This window comes from Mesorhizobium sp. B2-3-6, from assembly GCF_006442305.1.
Lineage (GTDB): Bacteria > Pseudomonadota > Alphaproteobacteria > Rhizobiales > Rhizobiaceae > Mesorhizobium.
On the sequence record NZ_VFVW01000004.1, the window covers coordinates 560864 to 579891 of the forward strand.

The 19028-nt window shown below is 62.2% G+C and carries 22 protein-coding genes; 1 reads left to right on the plus strand and 21 read right to left on the minus strand.

Translation table 11 applies throughout. The features are described 5' to 3' along the window. Position 1: 1 nt before the first annotated feature. The 19 genes from FJ953_RS15325 to FJ953_RS15415 form a co-directional block, all read right to left on the minus strand. Positions 2-634, minus strand: a complete 633-nt coding sequence (locus FJ953_RS15325; protein WP_140624674.1) for a hypothetical protein — start codon at positions 632-634, stop codon at positions 2-4. A gap of 3 nt (positions 635-637) precedes the next feature. After that, positions 638-1393: a hypothetical protein gene (locus FJ953_RS15330; protein WP_140624675.1), complete on the minus strand. Its 756-nt coding sequence runs from the start codon at positions 1391-1393 to the stop codon at positions 638-640. A gap of 3 nt (positions 1394-1396) precedes the next feature. Continuing rightward, positions 1397-4498 (minus strand): phage tail length tape measure family protein, encoded by a 3102-nt coding sequence (locus FJ953_RS15335; protein WP_140624676.1) that lies wholly within the window; start codon positions 4496-4498, stop codon positions 1397-1399. A gap of 752 nt (positions 4499-5250) precedes the next feature. Continuing rightward, complete coding sequence (locus FJ953_RS15340; RefSeq protein ID WP_140624677.1) at positions 5251-5673, minus strand: hypothetical protein; 423 nt, start codon at positions 5671-5673, stop codon at positions 5251-5253. After that, positions 5613-6050: a hypothetical protein gene (locus FJ953_RS15345; RefSeq protein ID WP_140624678.1), complete on the minus strand. Its 438-nt coding sequence runs from the start codon at positions 6048-6050 to the stop codon at positions 5613-5615. Before FJ953_RS15345 ends, FJ953_RS15340 begins: the two co-directional genes overlap by 61 nt. Positions 6051-6149: 99 nt before the next feature. Further along, complete coding sequence (locus FJ953_RS15350; RefSeq protein ID WP_140624679.1) at positions 6150-7613, minus strand: phage tail tube protein; 1464 nt, start codon at positions 7611-7613, stop codon at positions 6150-6152. 74 nt (positions 7614-7687) lie between these two features. Continuing rightward, positions 7688-7870, minus strand: a complete 183-nt coding sequence (locus FJ953_RS15355) for a hypothetical protein (protein ID WP_140624680.1) — start codon at positions 7868-7870, stop codon at positions 7688-7690. Next, a complete protein-coding gene (locus tag FJ953_RS15360; protein WP_140624681.1) occupies positions 7867-8280 on the minus strand; it encodes a hypothetical protein in 414 nt (137 codons plus the stop codon). Before FJ953_RS15360 ends, FJ953_RS15355 begins: the two co-directional genes overlap by 4 nt. Further along, positions 8280-8900 (minus strand): hypothetical protein, encoded by a 621-nt coding sequence (locus tag FJ953_RS15365; RefSeq protein WP_140624682.1) that lies wholly within the window; start codon positions 8898-8900, stop codon positions 8280-8282. Before FJ953_RS15365 ends, FJ953_RS15360 begins: the two co-directional genes overlap by 1 nt. Continuing rightward, the gene (locus FJ953_RS15370) at positions 8900-9247 is read right to left on the minus strand and encodes a hypothetical protein (RefSeq protein WP_140624683.1); all 348 of its coding nucleotides are present in this window, start codon (positions 9245-9247) and stop codon (positions 8900-8902) included. The genes FJ953_RS15365 and FJ953_RS15370 overlap by 1 nt, the downstream gene beginning before the upstream one ends. Then, positions 9247-9900, minus strand: a complete 654-nt coding sequence (locus FJ953_RS15375) for a hypothetical protein (RefSeq protein ID WP_140624684.1) — start codon at positions 9898-9900, stop codon at positions 9247-9249. The genes FJ953_RS15370 and FJ953_RS15375 overlap by 1 nt, the downstream gene beginning before the upstream one ends. Positions 9901-9922: 22 nt before the next feature. After that, positions 9923-10609, minus strand: a complete 687-nt coding sequence (locus FJ953_RS15380) for a hypothetical protein (RefSeq protein ID WP_140624685.1) — start codon at positions 10607-10609, stop codon at positions 9923-9925. Between the two features lie 94 nt (positions 10610-10703). Further along, a complete protein-coding gene (locus tag FJ953_RS15385; RefSeq protein ID WP_140624686.1) occupies positions 10704-11129 on the minus strand; it encodes a hypothetical protein in 426 nt (141 codons plus the stop codon). A 97-nt stretch (positions 11130-11226) separates the two neighbouring features. Further along, positions 11227-12609, minus strand: coding sequence for a phage major capsid protein (locus tag FJ953_RS15390; RefSeq protein WP_140624687.1), 1383 nt, complete (start codon positions 12607-12609; stop codon positions 11227-11229). 10 nt (positions 12610-12619) lie between these two features. Continuing rightward, entirely contained in the window at positions 12620-13330 is a 711-nt protein-coding gene (locus FJ953_RS15395) for an HK97 family phage prohead protease (protein ID WP_181175023.1), read from the minus strand. Positions 13331-13332: 2 nt separating this feature from the next. Next, a complete protein-coding gene (locus tag FJ953_RS15400; RefSeq protein WP_140624689.1) occupies positions 13333-14637 on the minus strand; it encodes a phage portal protein in 1305 nt (434 codons plus the stop codon). Next, positions 14637-14870, minus strand: coding sequence for a hypothetical protein (locus FJ953_RS15405; protein ID WP_140624690.1), 234 nt, complete (start codon positions 14868-14870; stop codon positions 14637-14639). Before FJ953_RS15405 ends, FJ953_RS15400 begins: the two co-directional genes overlap by 1 nt. A gap of 15 nt (positions 14871-14885) precedes the next feature. Continuing rightward, on the minus strand, positions 14886-16661 hold the full coding sequence (locus FJ953_RS15410; RefSeq protein WP_140624691.1) for a terminase large subunit: 1776 nt from the start codon (positions 16659-16661) through the stop codon (positions 14886-14888). Continuing rightward, entirely contained in the window at positions 16661-17107 is a 447-nt protein-coding gene (locus FJ953_RS15415; protein WP_140624692.1) for a hypothetical protein, read from the minus strand. The genes FJ953_RS15410 and FJ953_RS15415 overlap by 1 nt, the downstream gene beginning before the upstream one ends. A gap of 177 nt (positions 17108-17284) precedes the next feature. Here FJ953_RS15415 and FJ953_RS15420 point away from each other — a divergent pair, with 177 nt between their 5' ends. Continuing rightward, complete coding sequence (locus tag FJ953_RS15420; protein WP_140624693.1) at positions 17285-17479, plus strand: hypothetical protein; 195 nt, start codon at positions 17285-17287, stop codon at positions 17477-17479. On the opposite strand, the gene FJ953_RS15425 is transcribed toward FJ953_RS15420, so the two are convergent. Beyond that, complete coding sequence (locus FJ953_RS15425; protein ID WP_140624694.1) at positions 17476-17805, minus strand: HNH endonuclease signature motif containing protein; 330 nt, start codon at positions 17803-17805, stop codon at positions 17476-17478. The two genes, FJ953_RS15420 and FJ953_RS15425, sit on opposite strands and share 4 nt — an antisense overlap. 599 nt (positions 17806-18404) lie before the next feature. Further along, a complete protein-coding gene (locus FJ953_RS15430; protein ID WP_140624695.1) occupies positions 18405-18962 on the minus strand; it encodes a DUF6362 family protein in 558 nt (185 codons plus the stop codon). Positions 18963-19028: the final 66 nt, after the last annotated feature.

Here is a 19028-nt window from a genome sequence, read left to right on the forward strand (position 1 = left end):
CTCAGTAGTTCGGCCATGCCGGCGCGACGCCGCGCGCCAGACGCGCGGTGCCATCGCAGAACTTGTCAGTCGGATACATCGCCTTCTGGTGCGGCCCCGACCACAGCACCAGCGAGGCGCGCGACCTGGTGTTCGATCCGGAAACCACGGCAAGCGTCAGCGTCGTGGTCGGATTGTCGGTGCCTGAGACTGGCGGCATGGATTCGGTGGGATGCGACGCCGTTCCTGTCCAAAGCGCAATGATCGGCGTCGTCGGCTGATAGTAGTCGTCCAGCGTGGTGAAGCCGATCTTCAAATCCTTGCCGCGAACGTCTGGCATGGTGTCAAGAACATTGGCCGCGGTGTCCGGGTCGACGCCAGATATCCCGAATTCCACACTGGAGCTCTGGCCGTTGACCAGCACCTCGAGCGTCGGAATATTGAGCAGCCTGCCGCCTCCGAGATAGACTGTGCCGTCCTCGTCGAGGCTGTCGAAGCCGGCCGGGATGTCGTTGACGCCTGCCCAGATATGCAGGCCGGGATCGCTGTCGAGCCGGAAGAAGATGCCAAGTATATGGCTCGATCCCATGCGATCGACGACCTCTTGAGGCACATAGTCGACGGAGTAGGAGCCGATCAGATCCTGCCAGGCCATCGATTAGAAACCTTCGACGAATTGGATGGTCGGCGAAGACTGCCAGAACCCTTGCGCATCCCAAGGCAGCGTGAACCCTGACGGGAATTTCATAACGCAGCGCGGCCTCGCAAACTCGATACGCGTCCCCGCCGGCACCGCTTCGCGCAACGGCCGGTCGAGCGACAGCACGTATTGCGAACCGGTGTAGACGACACCCTCAACGGTTTCGGTAATCGGAACCGGGTCGGTGGTCTCCCAGTAGCGATAGGCCCGCCAGCCCTTGATTGGATGATAGATCGAGAACCAGTCCGACCAACGCAGGTTGCGCTCGGCGCCATACAGGTTGAGCGTGATCTGCCCCGCGTTGAGAGCCGCGGCGGCCCCCATAGTGCCGAATACGGAGAATTGGCTGTAGCCGGCGCCGTCGGAAAACAGCGAGGTATCCGAATGCGGAATGCCGTCGATGATCGGCCGCGGGATGCTCCTCGTGTCGACCGGGAAAGGCCCCATCCAGTCTGATTTGATCGGCACGTTCATGAACCGGACCGAGCTGTTCATGCGGGCCGCCACCCAGTTGATGTATTCGTGCGATTCCCTCGCCTGGACGAAGCACTCCTCGTAGGAGCCGATGAGGACACCGCCGCCGCTGGTTTCGATCGTGATAGATTCGCCCAGTCCGTTGCGGCCGCCTTCCAGACCGCCGCCTTTGGTGTCGAAGGACATCTTGGATGGCCGCAGGAAGTCGATGTCGAGCGTGGGGAGATTGATGTACCCCATGCCTTACCCCTTCTGCGAGGTGTAGCGGCGTTGCGTATCACCGAACCCGCCGTTCACCTGGCCCTGGTGATACTCGCCGATCGCCTCCTGGGCGCCTTGCTTGGACAGCGTTCGGATATGATCATCACCGCTGGCGCCATTGACGTGGACATGCAGCTCGACGTTGGGCTGCCTGTTCGAATTGCCGGCCGATGCCATTTGCATCGACCTCGCATTGCTGCGGATGGTGTCGCCGGCGCGAAGCCTGCGGAGCTCCGGGCCGCGCTCACCAACCCATGCCCAGCCCTCTGGGGCCGATTCGGTGCCGTCAGCGAAACCGAACAACTTCGGGATGAAGCTGAAGATCGAGCTTAGGAAGCCACTGCCACCGCCGCTAGGTGCCGCGGCGCCACCTCCCGAATATCCCAGAATGTCCGACAGCGTCGTGTTGGCCTGGAAATTCGACGGCTTCAAGCCGTCCAGGATGGAGGCGAGACCGCCTTTGCCGCCAATCCCGCCGGCGAGCGCCTGCACCGTGTTGGTGACGCTGCTATCCAGGCCACCAAGGCTTCCGGCGGCCTTGTCCACCGCGGCGTTGAACTTGTCGACATAGACGGAACCGGTGGTGCCGAGGACATCCGTGGCACCGGCGCCGCTCGATAGCGGCCGGCCGGTGAACCATGCTGATGCCGCATCTTGCGGATTTCCGTACTTCGACAGGTATTTGCCGAACTGCTTCGCGAAGATCGCGTCCTGCGCGCCGGAGTCGGCGAGGAACTGGCTCGGCGACAGGGTCTTGCCAAGGGCATCCTGCGACCACGACGGCAGGTTGCTCTTCATGACCTGATAGGCGCCGAGCGCCTGGTTGCCATTCTTCAGGACCGGTCCCAGCGCTGAATACCCACCGCTGCCAGCGCTCTCGATCGAGCGGATCGCGGCGGCATATTGCGCCATGCTGCCGCCGATCGCTCCCAGCGGCGCGCGCGTGACCGCGCCAGGCGCATAATTATCGTTGGCACCACCGAGCGCGGCACCGACGATGCTCGACCCCGCACCGAGTGCGCCGCCGGCGCCCTTGCCGCCACTCATCCAGTTGGCAAAGGCGGTGCCGAGCCTGTCGAAGATGGCTTCCCACTGCTTATCCATCGAATGCGTCAGGGCATTGAGGATCGAGGTACCAAGCGCCTTGCCGATGTTGCCGCCGCTATTGAGAAGCTCGCTCTTGAAGTCGTTGAGGAAGCCGGTTGCCATCTCCTTGTTGTCGGAGAACACCTGGTTGGAACGCATCCGCTGCGCTTCCGGCGAGTTGAGATCGACGGGCAAGCCGGCGCCGCGCAGACGGGACGCGATGTCCTGCTCCTGCGAGGTGCGGCCGAGCTGGTCGCGCTCGAACATCAGGTCTTGCGCTAGCTTCGCCTTTGCGGAGGCTTCCGCCATCGCCGCCAGCTCGGCGGTGTTCTTGCGGATGGCTACGGCCTCGGCGCCGTAGAGCGGGATGCCAAGTTGGCGGATTTGCTGCTCAGCCTTAAAGCTGGCGATGGCGCGGTCGTGCGCGAGCGTATTCTGACCGATCAGACCGAGTTCGGCCCTTTGCAGGTCGATATCCTGGCTTTGGGTGAAGATGGTGTCACGAGCCTGTTGCAGCGCGCGCAATTTGCCGTATTCGGCCGCTTTGGCCTTTATGGCTGCCAGTTCGGCCTGGTCGACGGCGACATTGTTTCGGGCGGCCTCGTCGCGGACCTGCTGCTCCAACTGGAACGCCATCTGCAAGGCTTCGACTTGCGCAGTAGTCTTGCCGATCAGGTCGATATCGAACTTGCCCGATGCCAGCGTGTTTTCGAGTGAGCGGCCGCGCTCCTTCTGGGCCTCAGACAGCGCGTTCGTTGATTGGGCCAGTGCAATCTTGCCGGCGAGATCGATACGGTCTGCTCGAGCGACCTCACTTTCGCCCTTGACGTATTGTGCCGCGGCTTCAGCGCGTGCTGCCGCCTCTTTTTCCGCCGGCGATTTAGCGACGAGGCTTTGCAGCTGGGCCGCCGCTGCCTCGCGGCGCTGCGCGATGCCGGCTTGATCGGCGGCGGGGTCAATCCGGATCGTCGCGAAGGGATCTGTCCCTATGCGGCGGCGGCGTTCCAATTCGTCACGACCGGCCTGTTGAGCGCGATCCATCGCGGCGGGACCGCCTACGGAGCCGCGATTGATGTCCTTGATGATCTCGTTGGTCTTTTGCAGCTGCTTAGCCGCCTCGGTGGCAGCCGCAACGATGCCGAGGATCTTGTCGCCTGCAGTTTGAAGGCCGGGATTGTTGGCTACGACGCCAGTGACCGACCTCTCGAACTGTTCGAAAGCCGCGAAATCATGGCCGCTCTTTCGTAACGTCTGGATCGCAGAATCGAAGGCGCGGAACTCAGGTTCGGTTGGACCGAAGAAGCCGCCGGCGCTGCGACCCGGGGTAACAAAGGTTGTGAGCTGCGACAGCGCTGCCTTGTCGGCCGCGGCAGCGGACAGACGCAGTGCAGCGGTGTCACGCCTTGCCGCCGATTCCGCTGCGATAACGGACTTCTTGCCAAAATCGTCCGCTTTCAGCCCCGTGACACCGTAGGCTTCTCCCAATTCGGTGACCGACTTCTTCTGAGCCTGAATAGCATCGTCGACAGACTTCACCTGCGGCAGAAGCTTAGATCCAAACTGGATACCGGCGGCGACGACCGCAGTGAAGCCAACTGCAGCAAGATTGAGAGGGGAGAAGAGACTCGTGATGCCGCCGGCGAGTGTCTTCACGACGCCGGTCGCGCCCTTTTCCCCCATCGACATTTGCCAGGCGGTGCCGAGTTGCAGACCCTGCTGGAGCGCAATGGTGCCGATACCTTGGCCCATGCTGGCGGTGACGGCGATGTCCTGCAGCTGCTGCCCTGAATTGAATGCGGCAAAGTTGCCGGCGCCATGGCCGTTCTGATTGGCGGCAAGACGTCCCCTGGCCAAGTTCTGGGCTCGCGCCAGCTCTTCTGCGGAAATCGCTCCTTTTGCGGCCAACGCGGAGTATTCCGCGAGTTCGGCGTTGACGCGGTCCTGGGCGGCACCAAGCGGGTTCAGCTCGGCGCGCAGCGCGGCGACTTTCGCCGCCATCTGATCGGCCTCGCGTCCGGCCTCCTCGAAAACCGATGCGGAGGCTCTCGCCGATTTCCCCGAATTCATCATGAGCGAGGAGTTGAAATTGTCGGCGAACAGTGCGCCGGCGTGCTGAGCCCGCAGCTGCGCCATCTGCTCGATCTGCGCGAATTGAGCCTCGAAAACCGATGCCGACGAGCGCGCGCCGGATGACGGCGTGGTCTGGACGCCGAGTAAGCTGTTGAACCGGCTCTGGTTGGCGGCACCGCTCTGCCGGCTGTTCTCGGCCTGCTGGTCAGCCCGGGCCTGGGCGATGAACGCCTGATGGGCTGCCGAAGCCCGCGCCAGTGCGGCGGTCTGCCCCTGTATCTGGGCGTTGGCGGCCCCCACAGCCGCGGCAAGCTGCACCTGGCCCCTTGCTGCGATCTCTGACTGATCGGCTGTGATGCCGAGCTTCTGGTTCATGCCGACAAGGATTGTAGCGGCCTGCTCGACGGACACCTTGCCGGTCTCAAGCTGCTTGTTGAGACCGCGCAGGTCCCGCTCGAAGGCTTGTGCTTCCTTCTGGCCATCGACGTATTTTCGGCTGAGGAGGGAAACCACATTGCCGGAGGCACTGATTTTCGTGTCGGTCTGTGCGATGGCCTCGCCGACCGCGCGCGACGACGCCACCATCGCCGCATCGGCCGCCACCTTCTGATCGGCGCCGGCCTTGTACTTGCCGGCGTCCATGTCGGCGGAGACGCGAAGGCTGGAGAGCTGAACGTTACTCATTTTCGTGCAGCCTCCTCTTCCTTGTCTTTTTCTGCCCTGTAGAGCAGCCATTCCGTATCGATGGCAGTCATGAACCTATGGAAGTTCTCGAAGGCTTCGCCCTCGATCCCGTAGCGACGCGCATAGGTATCAAGGGTGACGAAGCTGATCGGGCTTTCACCACCGAAGGCGCCGTAGTGGCGGTCGAACCGAAGCGCTTCCCAGGCTCGCCAGTAGAAGCTGTGCCAGGCCTCGGCTTTTGCTTCGACCGGACGTGACGGCAGTTGGGAGTTCGGGAATTCGTTCGGATACTGGGCTGCCAGTTTCAGCAGCCATGTATCAAGGCCTTTCCGCTTCAGATCGTAGCGGAAGGCCGCTGTTAGTTTTTTGTGGCGGCCTCGACGAATTCGACCTTCTTCTTGCCGACCTGGCCGGCGCACCAGAAGATCATACTGCGCATGACGCGGTGCTCCTCGGCCACAAGGATGGTGCCTGCGAACTCGGCGGAATACTGGATATCGAGCCCCTTCCAGTCGAGGAGAAGATATTGGACAGACAGCTCTCCCTCGACGCGAGCCTGCACCTCCGGTGGCACCTTGTCGTCCGGATAGTTCTTTTTCAGATCCTCCAGCGCGGCCTGTCGTGCCGTCGTGTAGGGCGGATAGTTCGTCGAGCGCACCAAGAAAGCCAGGCCCGGCAGCGCTGTCTGCTCATAAGGCTTCTCCGGGTTTAGACCGCCCCATTCCCTAGGCTCAATCCAGTCGCCCTCGCGTTCTTTTTTGAGATCTGCAGCAAGGCTGCCTAGCTTGATCGTCATGTCGGTGGATCCTTTGTCGGGAGGAAACGGGCGACGCCCCGACAGCGCCGCCCGCCTTCGCGCGCAAACGTTCCCCCGGTGTCGGGCCGGGATTTGGGATCAGGCCTCGAAGTACTCAAACCGGTCCCAGATGAGGCTGGCAGCCGTCAGGGCATCCTTCGACACCATGCCGGCGAGCGCCATGGTGACATCCTGGTTCTTGCCGCCGGCTGAGGGAGCGCCGCCGGTGAAGGTCAGCCGCGGCAGCGCCATCACGACGGCCTGGCCGTCCTTGGCGGTGCGGCAGTTCAGGTTGCCGACGGTGCCGGCGAGCAGCTTGGTGAGAAGCGCGTTGTCGCCGAAGTAGGTCTCCAGCGTGACGTCGATCGCGAGTTCGCCGACGCCGATGTCGACGGAGCCGATATTGCCAACCGCCGTCTTCATGCGGAGATTGTTGTTGACGTTCATCGTCAACGCCCGGATCCAGTTCGGGGAACCCACAGATGCCCCGGACTCCGCGATGCGGCCGACGTCGACATTTGCGGCCATGATGCGATTGGTGGTTTCTGCATCCGGGGAGGCATCGAGCGGCGTGGTACCTTGCTCGCCGGTGAGACCGTTCATCGTGAACGAACCCGAGATCACCTGTTCTGTGGTCCAGTTGAAGGAGGCCTGGCCAACGACCATGCCGCGCTGCGCGATATAGGTCGGCACGGCCTGGCCCATGAAGCCACGCTCGATCGTCTGCGACGTCATCGTGACGCCGTTCTTGATCTGATCGCCGAACCACACCTTGATGGTCTTTCCGGAGCCGTCATCGGTGGTCCAGCCCACTGGCAGGTTGTCGAGGGGGATTTTGGTCGCCGTGATGGCTCCGTAAATCCTGGCCCATCCGTTGCAGACCGCAGCCGCAAACTTATCGCCTGCCGCGCTGCCCCCGATCTTGACCCACTGACCGGGCACCAGCCCGAGAGTGGTGAAATCGAGCGCGGTCGATCCCAGACCATCGGCCAGCGCGGTGACGTCGCCAGAGGCACCCTGGAAGCCAACCACCTTGATGCGTGCCGCTGCCGGCGGCGCCGCTTCCGTGACGAAGCCGGCGCCGAGAAACGCCGGAGCGGTGGCGCCGCCAGTGGTGCACTTGAAGACACCGTTGTTCGCCCCGGTGGCGAACCCGGAGAACCTGGCAATCTGTCCCGCGGCAAAGGCGGGACCAGTCGTACAGGTCACCACATCCGTGGTGCCGGTGAGCGCCGTGATGACGCTATCGGCGGTGCCGTCGTTGTCACGGGTCGGGGTGTTGACCCAAGGATTGAACATCATGGACTGGATGAAGTCGGCAAGCGATCCATCCTGCACGGGGTAGGAGAATTCGAAATTCACGGGACCCGAGTTCTGCTCGTTGATCTTGATCGGATCAGCGTTCATGCGGTCGGACCGCAGCTCGGCGGACTGCACGAACTGAGGCTCGTACTTCAAACCCTCGCCGGTGATGCGCATGGTGCGCATGCGTGGGGTAACGGGAGTGACGCCGAGCGAGGATTCCCGCACGGTGGTAAGGCGCAGACGATTGGAATCTGTCACTGGGTTTCTCCATGAAAAACCCCGCTACGGCGGGGCCGGGCGGGCGGTTCTGGTGGTCAGGAAGGTGAGGCGGACTATTTGTCTTTTGAGGATGGCGCGACGGGCTTCTCGGCCTGGGCAGGCTTGGGCGTCCCGATGAACTTGCGCGCCTTCAGGTCCACGAAGGAGTGCGGCGAGAGATCGTCGGTTTCGCGGACCGGATCGCCAACAGCAAACCGGCGTGACGTCGAGTTGAAGGGCTTCAGAACATTGTTCATTGGTCGAGCTCCCAGTCGATTGTTGCGGTCATGCGGTAGTAGTTTCCATCCTGCGTTCCCCGCTCGCCGGCGCCGATCGAGGCGTCGCGAAACCGCACCCCAGCGATTTCCTTGCCGCGAAATAGATCGACCAGCTGCTTGGCGTAGACGCGGCCGGCCCGAGAGCCGGTTTCGTTCGGAGTGAGAACATGCATGAGAACCTGGCCGCCTTCGCGCCAGCGATTCGCAAGCACGGGTTCGGCGCCGATCGAGGCGAGATCGAAGAAGTCGCCGAAGATCTCGACGAGCACCCATGCCTCCGGGGTGTCGCCGATCGGGGAGGGCTCGTTTTCAAACACCATCGGCGTCCGGCCGGCCCAGGCCGCCAACAGGTAGTCGTGGATGCCGTCAAAGGCTTCGGGACTAGACATCAGAGCGCGTTCATCACGAGTGCGGGATAGGTCAGCATGGCGCCGGCTCGCTTGCCCGTTCGAAGCCGGTAGGGCGCCATGGTGGAGATCCCGCCCGGTACCTCGACGAACTTCATCTCGACGCGGTACGAATTGCCGAAGCGCCGGCGCAGCGCACCTCTCGCCGTTTCGAAATGACGTGCCGGCACCGATAGCGACATCGATCCGGTTTCGATGCGGCGTGTGTACGGCTGCGGATTGAAGATGACGACCTCGGCGTCGCTGCGAAGCTTGGTGAAATCGGTGACGACGGTCCTGCCGCCGACGACAACCAGGAACGAGCGGGCGTAGCGCCCCGATTTCCGTGGGCTTCGCTTCACGAGCTCCTCGAGCGCTGCGGTGATTATGTCCGCCCACCAGTTGAAGACATAAAGGATCGGTCCTGGCGCCTGCACCGACTCCTCGGCGGCACCGGCGCGGCCGTTGACGTAGCGGTCGAAATTCGGGCTACCTTCGCCGGACGCGACGACCCGTGCGATCTCCTCACGAGCAAACTTGGCGACGGCTGCGTTGATTGCATCTGGCTCCAGACCGGCTGTGGCAACCTTGAGGTCGCGCTCGAAGGTGGCGAAACTGGCCATCAGCCTCGCACCATAAGCTTGATGCGCACGACGACATTCTGAACCCGAATATGGCCGGCGAACTGGACGTTGACCTCGGCGCCGGCGATCAGCAGTTTATCCCCGATCTTCATAGGCAGCAGCGCGCCGATCTGCGTCGGGCTCATCACGACGACGCGGTCGGACTGCTGGATGTCGCCGACGAGCTCGTCCGGCTTCACCGGCCGGACGGCGGCCGGCACGTCCTCGATGTCGATCTTCGGCCGCGGGCTGCCTGTTGGCGCGGTGTAGCGGCGTACAGTGACGGTCTCGCCGGCATCGGCAAGCGCGGCGTCGAGATCGGCGATGAGCGATGCAGGATTCGTCATTACGCGACCGCAACGTTTATGTACCGCGACAGCTTAGCGAGAATGTCGGCGGGCACAGGGCCCGCCGATGAACCGGGGATGGCGCCCACCCAGAAATCGTGCCTGACGGTTCGCACATCCGGGATTTCGACGCTCTCGCTCTTGACGAGCGGATCCCGGGCATCGGCGGAGAGGCGCAATCGAGCGAGATCCATCGCGGCGCCGGCGAGGTCGGCCGGGACGTCTGTGAAACCTGCGGTGTACTCAACGATCGCGTCTCCGCGGGTCCACACAAGCGTACGGGTACCGCATATTTTCTGGAGCAGCCCAGCCTCGGCGTCCAAGTCCGTGTCATCCGTCACCAGTGTCGTCCCGGCGTCGCTGACCGAAACCAAATCAGAGACGAACCGACGAGCAAGAAAGAGCATGTCGTCGCGCCCGCGCTGGCGGAAGGTTTCGCGGACGGTCTCGCTTCTGAGGGTAGGGACGTGCACCCCGTCGCCTCGGACCTGGCAGGCCGATGCGATGTCGGCCGACACCCGGGCTCCGAGTTCCGTCAGCTCGCCATCACGGCTCGCGTCGCCGGCCGTGAGACCTGCGGCGGCGCGCAGCTGTTCGATCGTCAGCAAGGAAGGGTTGGCCGCAGGCGTAACCACGGTGAATGTCGAACGCATGCGGCCCGCTCCGGATGTTCGATCAGGCCGACTTGCCGGCGTTAATCGCTTCGATCATGTCGGCCTTCGTCTTTGCGGCGCTGATATCGACACCGCGATCGGCTGCGAGCTTCTCGAGTTCATCCTTCTTCAGGCTCTCGAGGTCGACATCGGCTTCGCTTTTCGGCTTGGCGCCGCCGGCCGGCAGGGGGTCGCCGAACTGATTGGTCGCCTTGTTCTCCCCGGCCGCGTTGGCGGCTTCCACCTCGGCCTTCTGTTTCTCGACCGCGGCCGCGGCAGATGGCGGCGTCGCCTCGCCCGGCTTCGCCAACGGCTGTTCGGTGACGCCTGCGTTGGGATCGATGGAAAAGATCGGTGTGGCCCCCTGGAGCTCGCGGAGCATTTGCTGTTTCGCCGCTAAGACGAGGTGGGCATGAATGAGGTTGCCGCTGTACGGCTCGCCGGAGCGGGCGATGATGGCCTTCAGTTCCTCGTCGGAAACGGCGGAGATCTTCCGATCGAAAGCCTCGATGATGTCCTGGTTCAGCTGCTCAGCGGCGGGAACACCGCTCTTGCTCTCTTCGATATATCCTGAAGCCACCAAGCCACCGAAAGCGGAATCGGTGACGGAATAGCCTGCCGGTGGGAAATCGGAGCCCTCCGCGAGATGCTGCACATTGATTCCGTCGAATGCGAACGGAAATGCCCTTGTGACCTTGCCGGTTTTCATGGCGGTCAATCCTCATGGTTGTGATGGATGAAGGCCGGCGTTCGGATGGAACGCCGACCGGCTGATCAACCCCTCAAAAAGAGCGGCGTTCGCCTTATGCCGGCGGATTCGCCGCTGGACCCCGGTTGAGCTTGCCGTTTATCCAGACACCGGCCGCGAAGACATTGCCGGCGTTCGCAGCGGGGGTCAGCGTAACGCGCTGATACTGCTTGCCGCCGGTGTACCCGATCTTGAACACCTTATCGTCGCTGGAAAACAGCGGCGTCGCGAGGAGTTCGGTGCCGTTGAGCATGTCGTCCGGCACCGCGGAGGCATCGGAGAGATCGGCGGCATCGCTGTGTTCCATCAGAAACGTGAACGTGACGTCGGCATCTGCGATTGCACCCATCAGCAGGAGAAACGCGACGGACTCCGCGCCGATACGGTTGTTGATCTGCGAAACAATCGCAGTGTTGTCGGCAACCGCAGCCGCGGGCGAGATGCCGCGCTTCGGGTCGATGTGAGAAATGATGTCCCGCACGGGAACCTCCATTTTGATTTACGCCGGAAACGCAACGCGACCCCGGTCAGGTTGGGGAACGAGGCGCATTGGCGCGCCTCGCGGGTTCACATGGGGATCAGGCGCTGACGACCTGAAGTGCGTAGGCCTCGAAGTCGACGACATCGCCGCCAACACGCTGTCGCGTGTAGAATTCGACGAACGGCTTCGAGGAATACGGGTCGCGCAACGTGCGGATGCCGAGCCGATCGACCACTGTGTAGCCGGCTCGGAAGTCACCGAAGGCGACCGGCAGCGTGCCGGCGCCGACGGTGGGCATGTCGTCGGCGCGCCGGATGTTGTAGCCGAGCAGCATTGAGGGCTTGCCGGCCTCCAGGCCGGGCCTCCACATATACTGGCCGTTGAGATCCTTGAAGAGCATCACGGCGCCAACCGTCTGGCGCTTCATCAGCCAGGTCGCGTTGGCGAGATACTTGTCCTTCAGGGAGAAGGTCATCGTGACGAGACCATCCGCCGTCAGAGCGGTCGCATTGCCGGATGCAACCTGCAGGATGGTGCCGCGGACGCCGTTGGAGCCGGACGGGTAGGTCAGGATGCCCCGGGGCTTCTTGATGCCGTTGCCGGAAACGAAGGCCAGGGCGCGCATGCGGGCGAACTTTTCCGACACCTTGTTGGCAAGCCATGCCTCGATGTCGATCCCGGCGTCCTCGAGCAGCTGCTGCGTCGCCTTCGGCTTCGCGTAGATCTCGAAGACGGGGATGCGCTGCACGCCGACCTGCGGTGTGCTGGTCTCCGGTCTCGCCTCCGTTTCACCAACCCAGCCGGCGCCGGCCTCATCGGTGTCGACGGCGATCTCCAGCGCGTCCGTCGAGACGGTCTCATGGTATGCGAGCTCGTCGATCGGGCTGGTTTCGTAGACCTTGGTGATGATACGCGAAGAGGTCTGCGTTGGCACCAGGGAGCCGCCGTCGGGATCGGAGCCGACAAGCATGGCCTTCTGCTCGTCAGGCGACAGGAAATTCACTTCCCGGCGCAACGACTGCTTGAATGCCTCCTGATAGGCCTTGTACTCGTCCGGATTGACGTCTTCCGGCTTCAGGATCGTGGTCGCCTTCAGTTCGCCCCGACGAGACATCGCGACGCGCTTGAACTCGGTGGCTTCTCTCAGGAACTTCGCCTGGTCGTCAACGTTGCCGCCGAGACCGGGGCGGCCGAGCTTCTTCTGGATCTCGAGGATCGCGTCCGCCTCTTTGGCGGCCTTGTCCATGATGTCCTTAACCTGCTTTTCGATGGCCTCGTGTTTCGCGGTCACGCCGGCGGTGAGCGCTTCGAGGTCCTTCTTGAGCTGAGTTCCTTCGCCTGCGGCCTTGCCGGCCTTCTCGGCCAGTTCGCGGACCTCCTTGAGGTCCTTTTCCATCGAGGTCTTCAGCGTGCCGACGTCGTCGCCAAACTTCTTTACCTCGCGCTGGACATCTTCCAGCACGTCTTTCAGTTCGGGCATGTCGCCCTCCTTATGCCTGGTTGGGGGAGATCAGCTTGCGCGTGGACCGAAGTCCTTCCAGCAAGCCAGTTACGTCCAGATCGCCCCCAGCCTCGCGCCGTGCGATCTTGGTCAGACGGCCGACAAAATCGCGGGCCGTGTTCTTCGTCCATCGCGGCCCGCCTGCCTCGCGCAAGAAGTCCTCGAAGTCCGAAAGGGTTTTCAAGGCATCGATGTCAGCGGATTTCACCGCGCCAACCGTGGCCTTGTCATTGGAGGGGAAGGTGACGACGCTGAGCTCGACCAGGTCGATTTCGTGTAACGTACGTGACGGATCGGTCGGCTTCGTGCCGACAGTGTATTTCTTGGCACGATAGCCTATCGAAAGACCGTCAAGCGACCCCGCCTTCATGCCTTCGTAGATCAGCTGACCGCGGTCAGTACCAAGGGCGAAGAGCTGGCCTTCAACCTTCAGACCCTTGGAGTTTTCCTCCATCGAGTTCCACTTGCCGATCGGCAGCATATCGTCGACGGGACCGAAGAAACCGCCGTGCTGCAGGAGCATCGGCGGGAGCTTGCCTTTGGCCTCCCACGCCCGCAGCGATTCCTTAAAGGCACCTTTTTCGATGACGTCGCCGTGGCTGTCGACGTTTCCGAAAATGGACCCATAGCCGGAGAACGTGCCGTCCTGCGCGCCGTTGGCGAATTTGACCTCGCAGAGATCGGAGGTGAAACGATCCATCTTCATTCTCCAGATGGCGCCGGTTTCGCCGGCGCGGTGATCGGAACAAGTTTGCCGTTCTCGTCCAGCGCGGCCATGCCGGCGGGCACGAACAAGGTGTCGGCACCGTCGACGGCGTCCATCTCGTCCCAGCCACGGACATCGTTCTGCGTTACCCAACCCGCGTTATTCGGTCCGCCGAGTGCGATCTGGTTGTATTTTGCCTTCGCCTCGACGCTGGGGCTGAGGAAATCGGAATCCACGAATCCGGTGTAGAAACCTTGCTGCCGTTCCTTTTTCGTCAGCAGATGCAGATCTGCGGACCCGCCGAAGCGACGATGGATCGGCCGGACGCAATGGACGAGATGGGCGAGAAACATCTGTTCCGCTGAGGCAAAGGTTGCATTTTTGTCGCCGGAGAAGCCGATCATGATCGGCATTACCCGCAGAACTTCGCAGATCCGCTCCACCTGGAATTTTCTGGTCTCGATGTGCTGGCTGTCGACGCCGGTCATCTGCATCGGAAGGAACTTGGCGTTCCGATCGACCACCATCATCCGCCCGGTGTTGTTGGCGCCGCCAAAGTTCCGACGAACCCATGCGGCGAGGCGGATCAAACCGGCCTCATTCATGTTGCCTTCGACCGACAGCATGCCGCTTGGCCTCACCCCATTGCGATGGAACGCGGCATGGCTCTCCTCAGTTGCCAGAGCCAGGCCGATGGCCTCCGCGGCGAGACGGACAACATCGAGCCCGTCGATCGTATCCCAGGATGGGCCCTTCACCTCCCAAATCTGGTCGCCAGACACGGTTTCAGTGGTGCCGTCGAGGCCGTGAAGCGTATACACGCGTGAGTAGTCGCTATTGGTGCGCTTGGTGACACGGCCCGGATCGAGGAGGATCAACTCCACAATCTCGCCGCGTACGATGTTCTTGAAGGCGTAAGAGCGACCAACCAGATCGACGTGAAAACTCTGCGTTTCCCGGAACTCGAGGCTTGTCATCCATTCGTTAGGCGCCGTCGCCAGCAAATCATAGAGCGGATGGTCGCGAGCTTCACGGCGGCCCACAACAACGCGCCCGTTTTTCGTCTTTTCGGTGCGCTGGTAGAGTTTCCATGGCACCGTCGCGTGGCCGTCAGCACGAACGCGGCAAGCCGCCAGGACCGTCGTGTTCGACAGAGAGGATTTCCAGTTTACCGAGATACCGGATTTCGATGACCGGTACCCACCGAAGAAATCCGCCCACATCTCGTCGACCAAGCCATATCGACTTCCGCCCTGGTCCTTTCGCTCCCCGCCAGCGAGAGCCCCGAAGAGGCCGCGCATCAAGCGTTATCCTGCGGCCGCGGCGCCGCTCGGCGCGCCAGCACCAAGGCGGCACCCGTCAATATGATGCCGCCTGCAATGAAGGCGGCAGGAACGTAGATCTGCCAGATCCCGTACACGATCGATCCGGCGCCAGCGATGCCGACGAGATCGCGCAGCAGCGCCGGGACGACCGCGATCGCCACGGCGGCCGCGCGGCCGATACCGCGCGCGGCGGCGGAAACAAAGCGCATCTGCTGCTCCAGCGGTCAGTAAACGTGGGAAACTGCGTCGGCCTTGGCTTGCGCCAGCCCATCCGCTTCAGCTCTGGCAACTTCCGCCTCGATCTTCGCCTCGAGAGCATCGAGATCATCAGTGTCCCAGCCCGAGGCACCGGAGGCGATAGGGTTCAGGCCCATGAGAACCTGCGCATGCAGACCTGCCATCAGCGGGTCGATTTTTGCCGACCCGCTGACCTGCTTGTCGATTGAGATCGCGTTGCCTCGCGGAACGATCTTGGCGTTGCCGACTGCGAAATCCATGAGCTCGAGTCCGGAATGGACAAGCTGGCCGCCAGCGAGATCTCGCTCCATGTCCTTGATGGCGCCGTTCAACTTCCAGCCCTGCGAGATGCCAACGATCCGCTCCTTAGCGATCCCGCGGTCCTCGCCGGTCAGCGCTTTGGTGATCGCGGCGACGCCGAAGGAGTCGACGCCGATCGCGTTTTCAGCCGCCAGCAAGCCCGAGGCTTCAACCTCCATCACGATGTCCGCGAGCTGGTTGACGTCCTCGCCTGGCAGCTTGACGAACGTCAGCTGCTTAAGCCCGGCGAATTGGTCGAGCCTCGTCGCGATCTCGGTGCGGCGCTTCTTCACGATTTCATGGGCCCAAGCGTGGGACCAAAGCAGATTCTTGCGGGTGATCTTGCATCTGCCCATCATGGCGAGGCCGAGGAGATCGTCGAGGCCGCCGCCATCGATACCGATCACGATCACATCAGATCGCCGTATGACCTCCTGGAGGGTCAATCGCCTGTTGGCCGCCGCGGTCCAGAACTGGGCTCCTGCCCAATTTTCATCCTTCAGCCCGAGACCGGCTTGAATGTTGAAGTGTTTGGCAACGAAGAGGCTGAGGGCATCCTGCCCCTCAAGCTCCTTCTTCTTGACTTCCGTGGTCAGCCACTGCTTGTCGACGGAGTAGCCGAGGCTGGGGTTCGGGATGTGCCATGTTTTCGGATCGCGCCAAGCCTGCGCCTTAACCATCCGTTCCGGATATTCGTAGATCAGCGGCAGGGAGGTTGGATCTTCGATCTTTCCGTCGCGAATGCTGCGGTGGTAGAGCAGTTTCTGAGCAAACACTCCTGTGGGGGGATCGTCACTCTGCGTTGTCGCGTAAATAGTGAAGCCTTCCGGCCGTGACGCCTGCGAGCCGGTGACCTCAGACAGGACGTTTGCCGATGATGCCTTCTTGCCGAAGAGCCAGAGCTCGTCGATGAACGAGCTGATCGCCTTCTGTCCGCCGACAACATCGGCGTCAGCGGACTTCACAGCGAGCACGGCGCCATCGAGCCGGTTCGTGATTTCCCGCGTCGAATCGCTCGGTTTAAAGCGCTTGAAGAGCGCGTCGTCCTCCGTGATCATGCCGTGCGCCGGCAGGAAGCTGTTATCCGCGACGTCCTTCGTCGGCGCTAGGATCAGATACTCACCCATGGCGCGCTGGTTCATGATCAGCGCGGTGACCATGATGCCGGCGGCGATCGTCGATTTCGCGTTCTTCTTGCTGATCAGAACGAGGAATTCCCGGATCAGCTGGCGTTTCGCGGCGCTGTCATGGGCACCGAACACCACCCAAACGAGATCGAAAATCCATTGCGGGCAGACCTCTCCCAAGGTCGGCTTGCCAATGATGTCTTTCACCTTCAGCCGCTTGAAGATGCGCAGCGCCTTCTCTGCGCGGAACTTGTCGATCGGCAAACCATCCGGGATGAGAGACCGGCCGGCAATGATGCGGGCCTCCCAGTCGAGACACGCGGTCGACCATTGCATCAGTTCGGCTTCGTGCCCGGAATAGGCGCGAGATCCTCACCCCATTCGGAATTCGTGCCGGCGTGAAAGGCGTCCTCGCGTTGGACTTCCTTCTTGCCGCGCTTCGGCGACCTCGTGGCGACCGGTTGGGGTGCCGTGGGACCAGCCTGCTTCTGCTTGTCGTCGAACTCGGCCGCGGCGCCGGCGAGGCGCGTCATCTCTTCGAGGCGCTTCTGCGCGGTGACGTTCCCGCCGCGCGCACTTTTGTAGAGCAGTCCGATGACCTCGCGTCGGCGGTGAGAGAATCCATTGTCGAGTTCATCGGCGCAATGCTTGCGCAACGTGTCGGCGTCGACGCCCAGCGACCGTGCAATGGTGGCCTCGCTCTCGCCGCATGACCGCATTTCCTCAACCGTGCGCCGGATCGCCGCCGTCGGCTTCCACTGCGGCCTTCCTCGTTTCGCCATGCTTTTTCGGTCACTTTCGGCAAATCAGCCGGATTTTGGTGGTGGCGGAAAAAATTTCGTGAACATGAGCCCCGAGCGGTTCGACCCCCGAAAGGCCCTAGAGATTCGATACCCCCCCCGCCTTGACGGCGAGGATCAGCTCGCCGGAAGATGGGCGAGTTGAAGGAGATCGGACCAATGCAACATTTCATCACCCTGGACGGCCATATGATCGCACCCCCTTTCGGCGCGCTTGAGGCGGCGAAAGCAAGGGCCGATGAGCACATCGTATCGACCGCGGCCGAGGTGGCAATCGACTGCTATCCGCGCCAGTCCACGGTAGAGATGCGAACGGTCCGATACGATCGCAGTACGGAACAGTGGGAGAGCTAGTATCGCTCTTTCATCCGTTGGGCTCGAGCGGCGGCGGTCTTCAGGGTGTGATGCCGCCCACAAAGGCACTGCCCATTGGCGACATCGAGGGGGGCACCACCATCCTTGCGCTCGATGATGTGGTCGGCGAAGAGGCGTGATGGTGCCGATGTAGGGCAGCGACGACCATCATCGATGGCTTCGCATCTATGGTTGGCACGACGCAGGACGGCTTCACGCCATGCCCTATGTTGAGGGGTGAGCAGCTCGGCGTCCGCCTTCTTCGCCGCGGGCATCGCGGTCCGCATGTCGAGCTGCCGGACCTGGGGGCCGATTTGCTTCGCCATGCTGGTGGTGACCTCTACGGTAGCGATCCCCTGACGGACAGGAGCTCGCGCAAGCGAGCGCTCTTCTCTTCTACGGTTCTTGATGTAGAGCCAGCCTTGAGAACGTAGAGCTCTACGACGGCGGCAGCGCGCTTTCGCGCTCGCCGTCAGGCTGCACTCATCAGTACTTGGCGTCTACGCGAGGGGAGGGAGGCGCGAAGAAATGCACGAATTCAGGGCGTTAAGGGAAATCACGAATTGTGTCGACTCTGGCCCGTACCCAGATGTACCCACAATGTACCCCGTCGATGTACCCATTTCGACGGACACACAAGGGTTTGCGGGTGAGGCGATGACCCCTGCGATGTACCCCCGTGGGCTGCGAATTAGCTTGACGGGCATCGGCCGACTCGTTGCAAATCATGCAAATCAGCAACGAGGGAAGAGGCTATGGTTTCAAACGAAGCGGCAACTGCGGCCGCTCTAAATTTGTTGAGCAGCCTGATGATCAAACTACGCGACAAGGGGCTACTCACCGACAGGGAGCTCGAAGCTTTGATCAGAGGAGTAAGTGCGACATCGGCATCTGATCCAGGGGCCGGCGGGGTGAAGGAACTTCTTCAGGCGGCGTTCCCAGGTGCTCGTCTGGACTGACGCGCTCTTAGCTTGTTCTGCTTTTCAAGGCGCTTCCGCAGCGCCTCGATCTCTTCCCGGGTGGGGTAGCGGGGCCGGGCGCCAGGCTCGATGTGGCTCACGATACCGTCGATTCCGGTGAGGGCAGACGTCTCGGAAGATACCGTTTGTGATGCAGGTTCTGGCTCGATTTCGGCAACGTCGTCAACGGCCTGCTCGAAGCAGGGTACTTTGGCTTGCTCCAATCGATCCGCAATGGCTTGGCAAATACGGGATATCGTCCAGCGAAGCGTCCGGGTTTTGATCCCTTCTCGTGAGGCGAAGTCGTCGAGGAATTTCCCCTTCCGGGCCTTCGTCCAGGCCCAAGCGTAGAGAAGACGCCGATCCGACTCGGATTGCAACGCGTTTATCCAGCCCCAGGTTTCCATCATCCGGGTCAGCGCACCGGGGGAGGGTCGGATCCTGATCTTCATCGCCCTGGGATAGTGTGGGATATACTCCGGCCATGCGGAGCCGACGCCACCGCCGACATTCGGGGTCAGCATCAGTGTCTCCGCGGCTTCGAGGACGCGGTATTCGACGGCTTTGGCGGTCCAAGCCCCCATTAACCC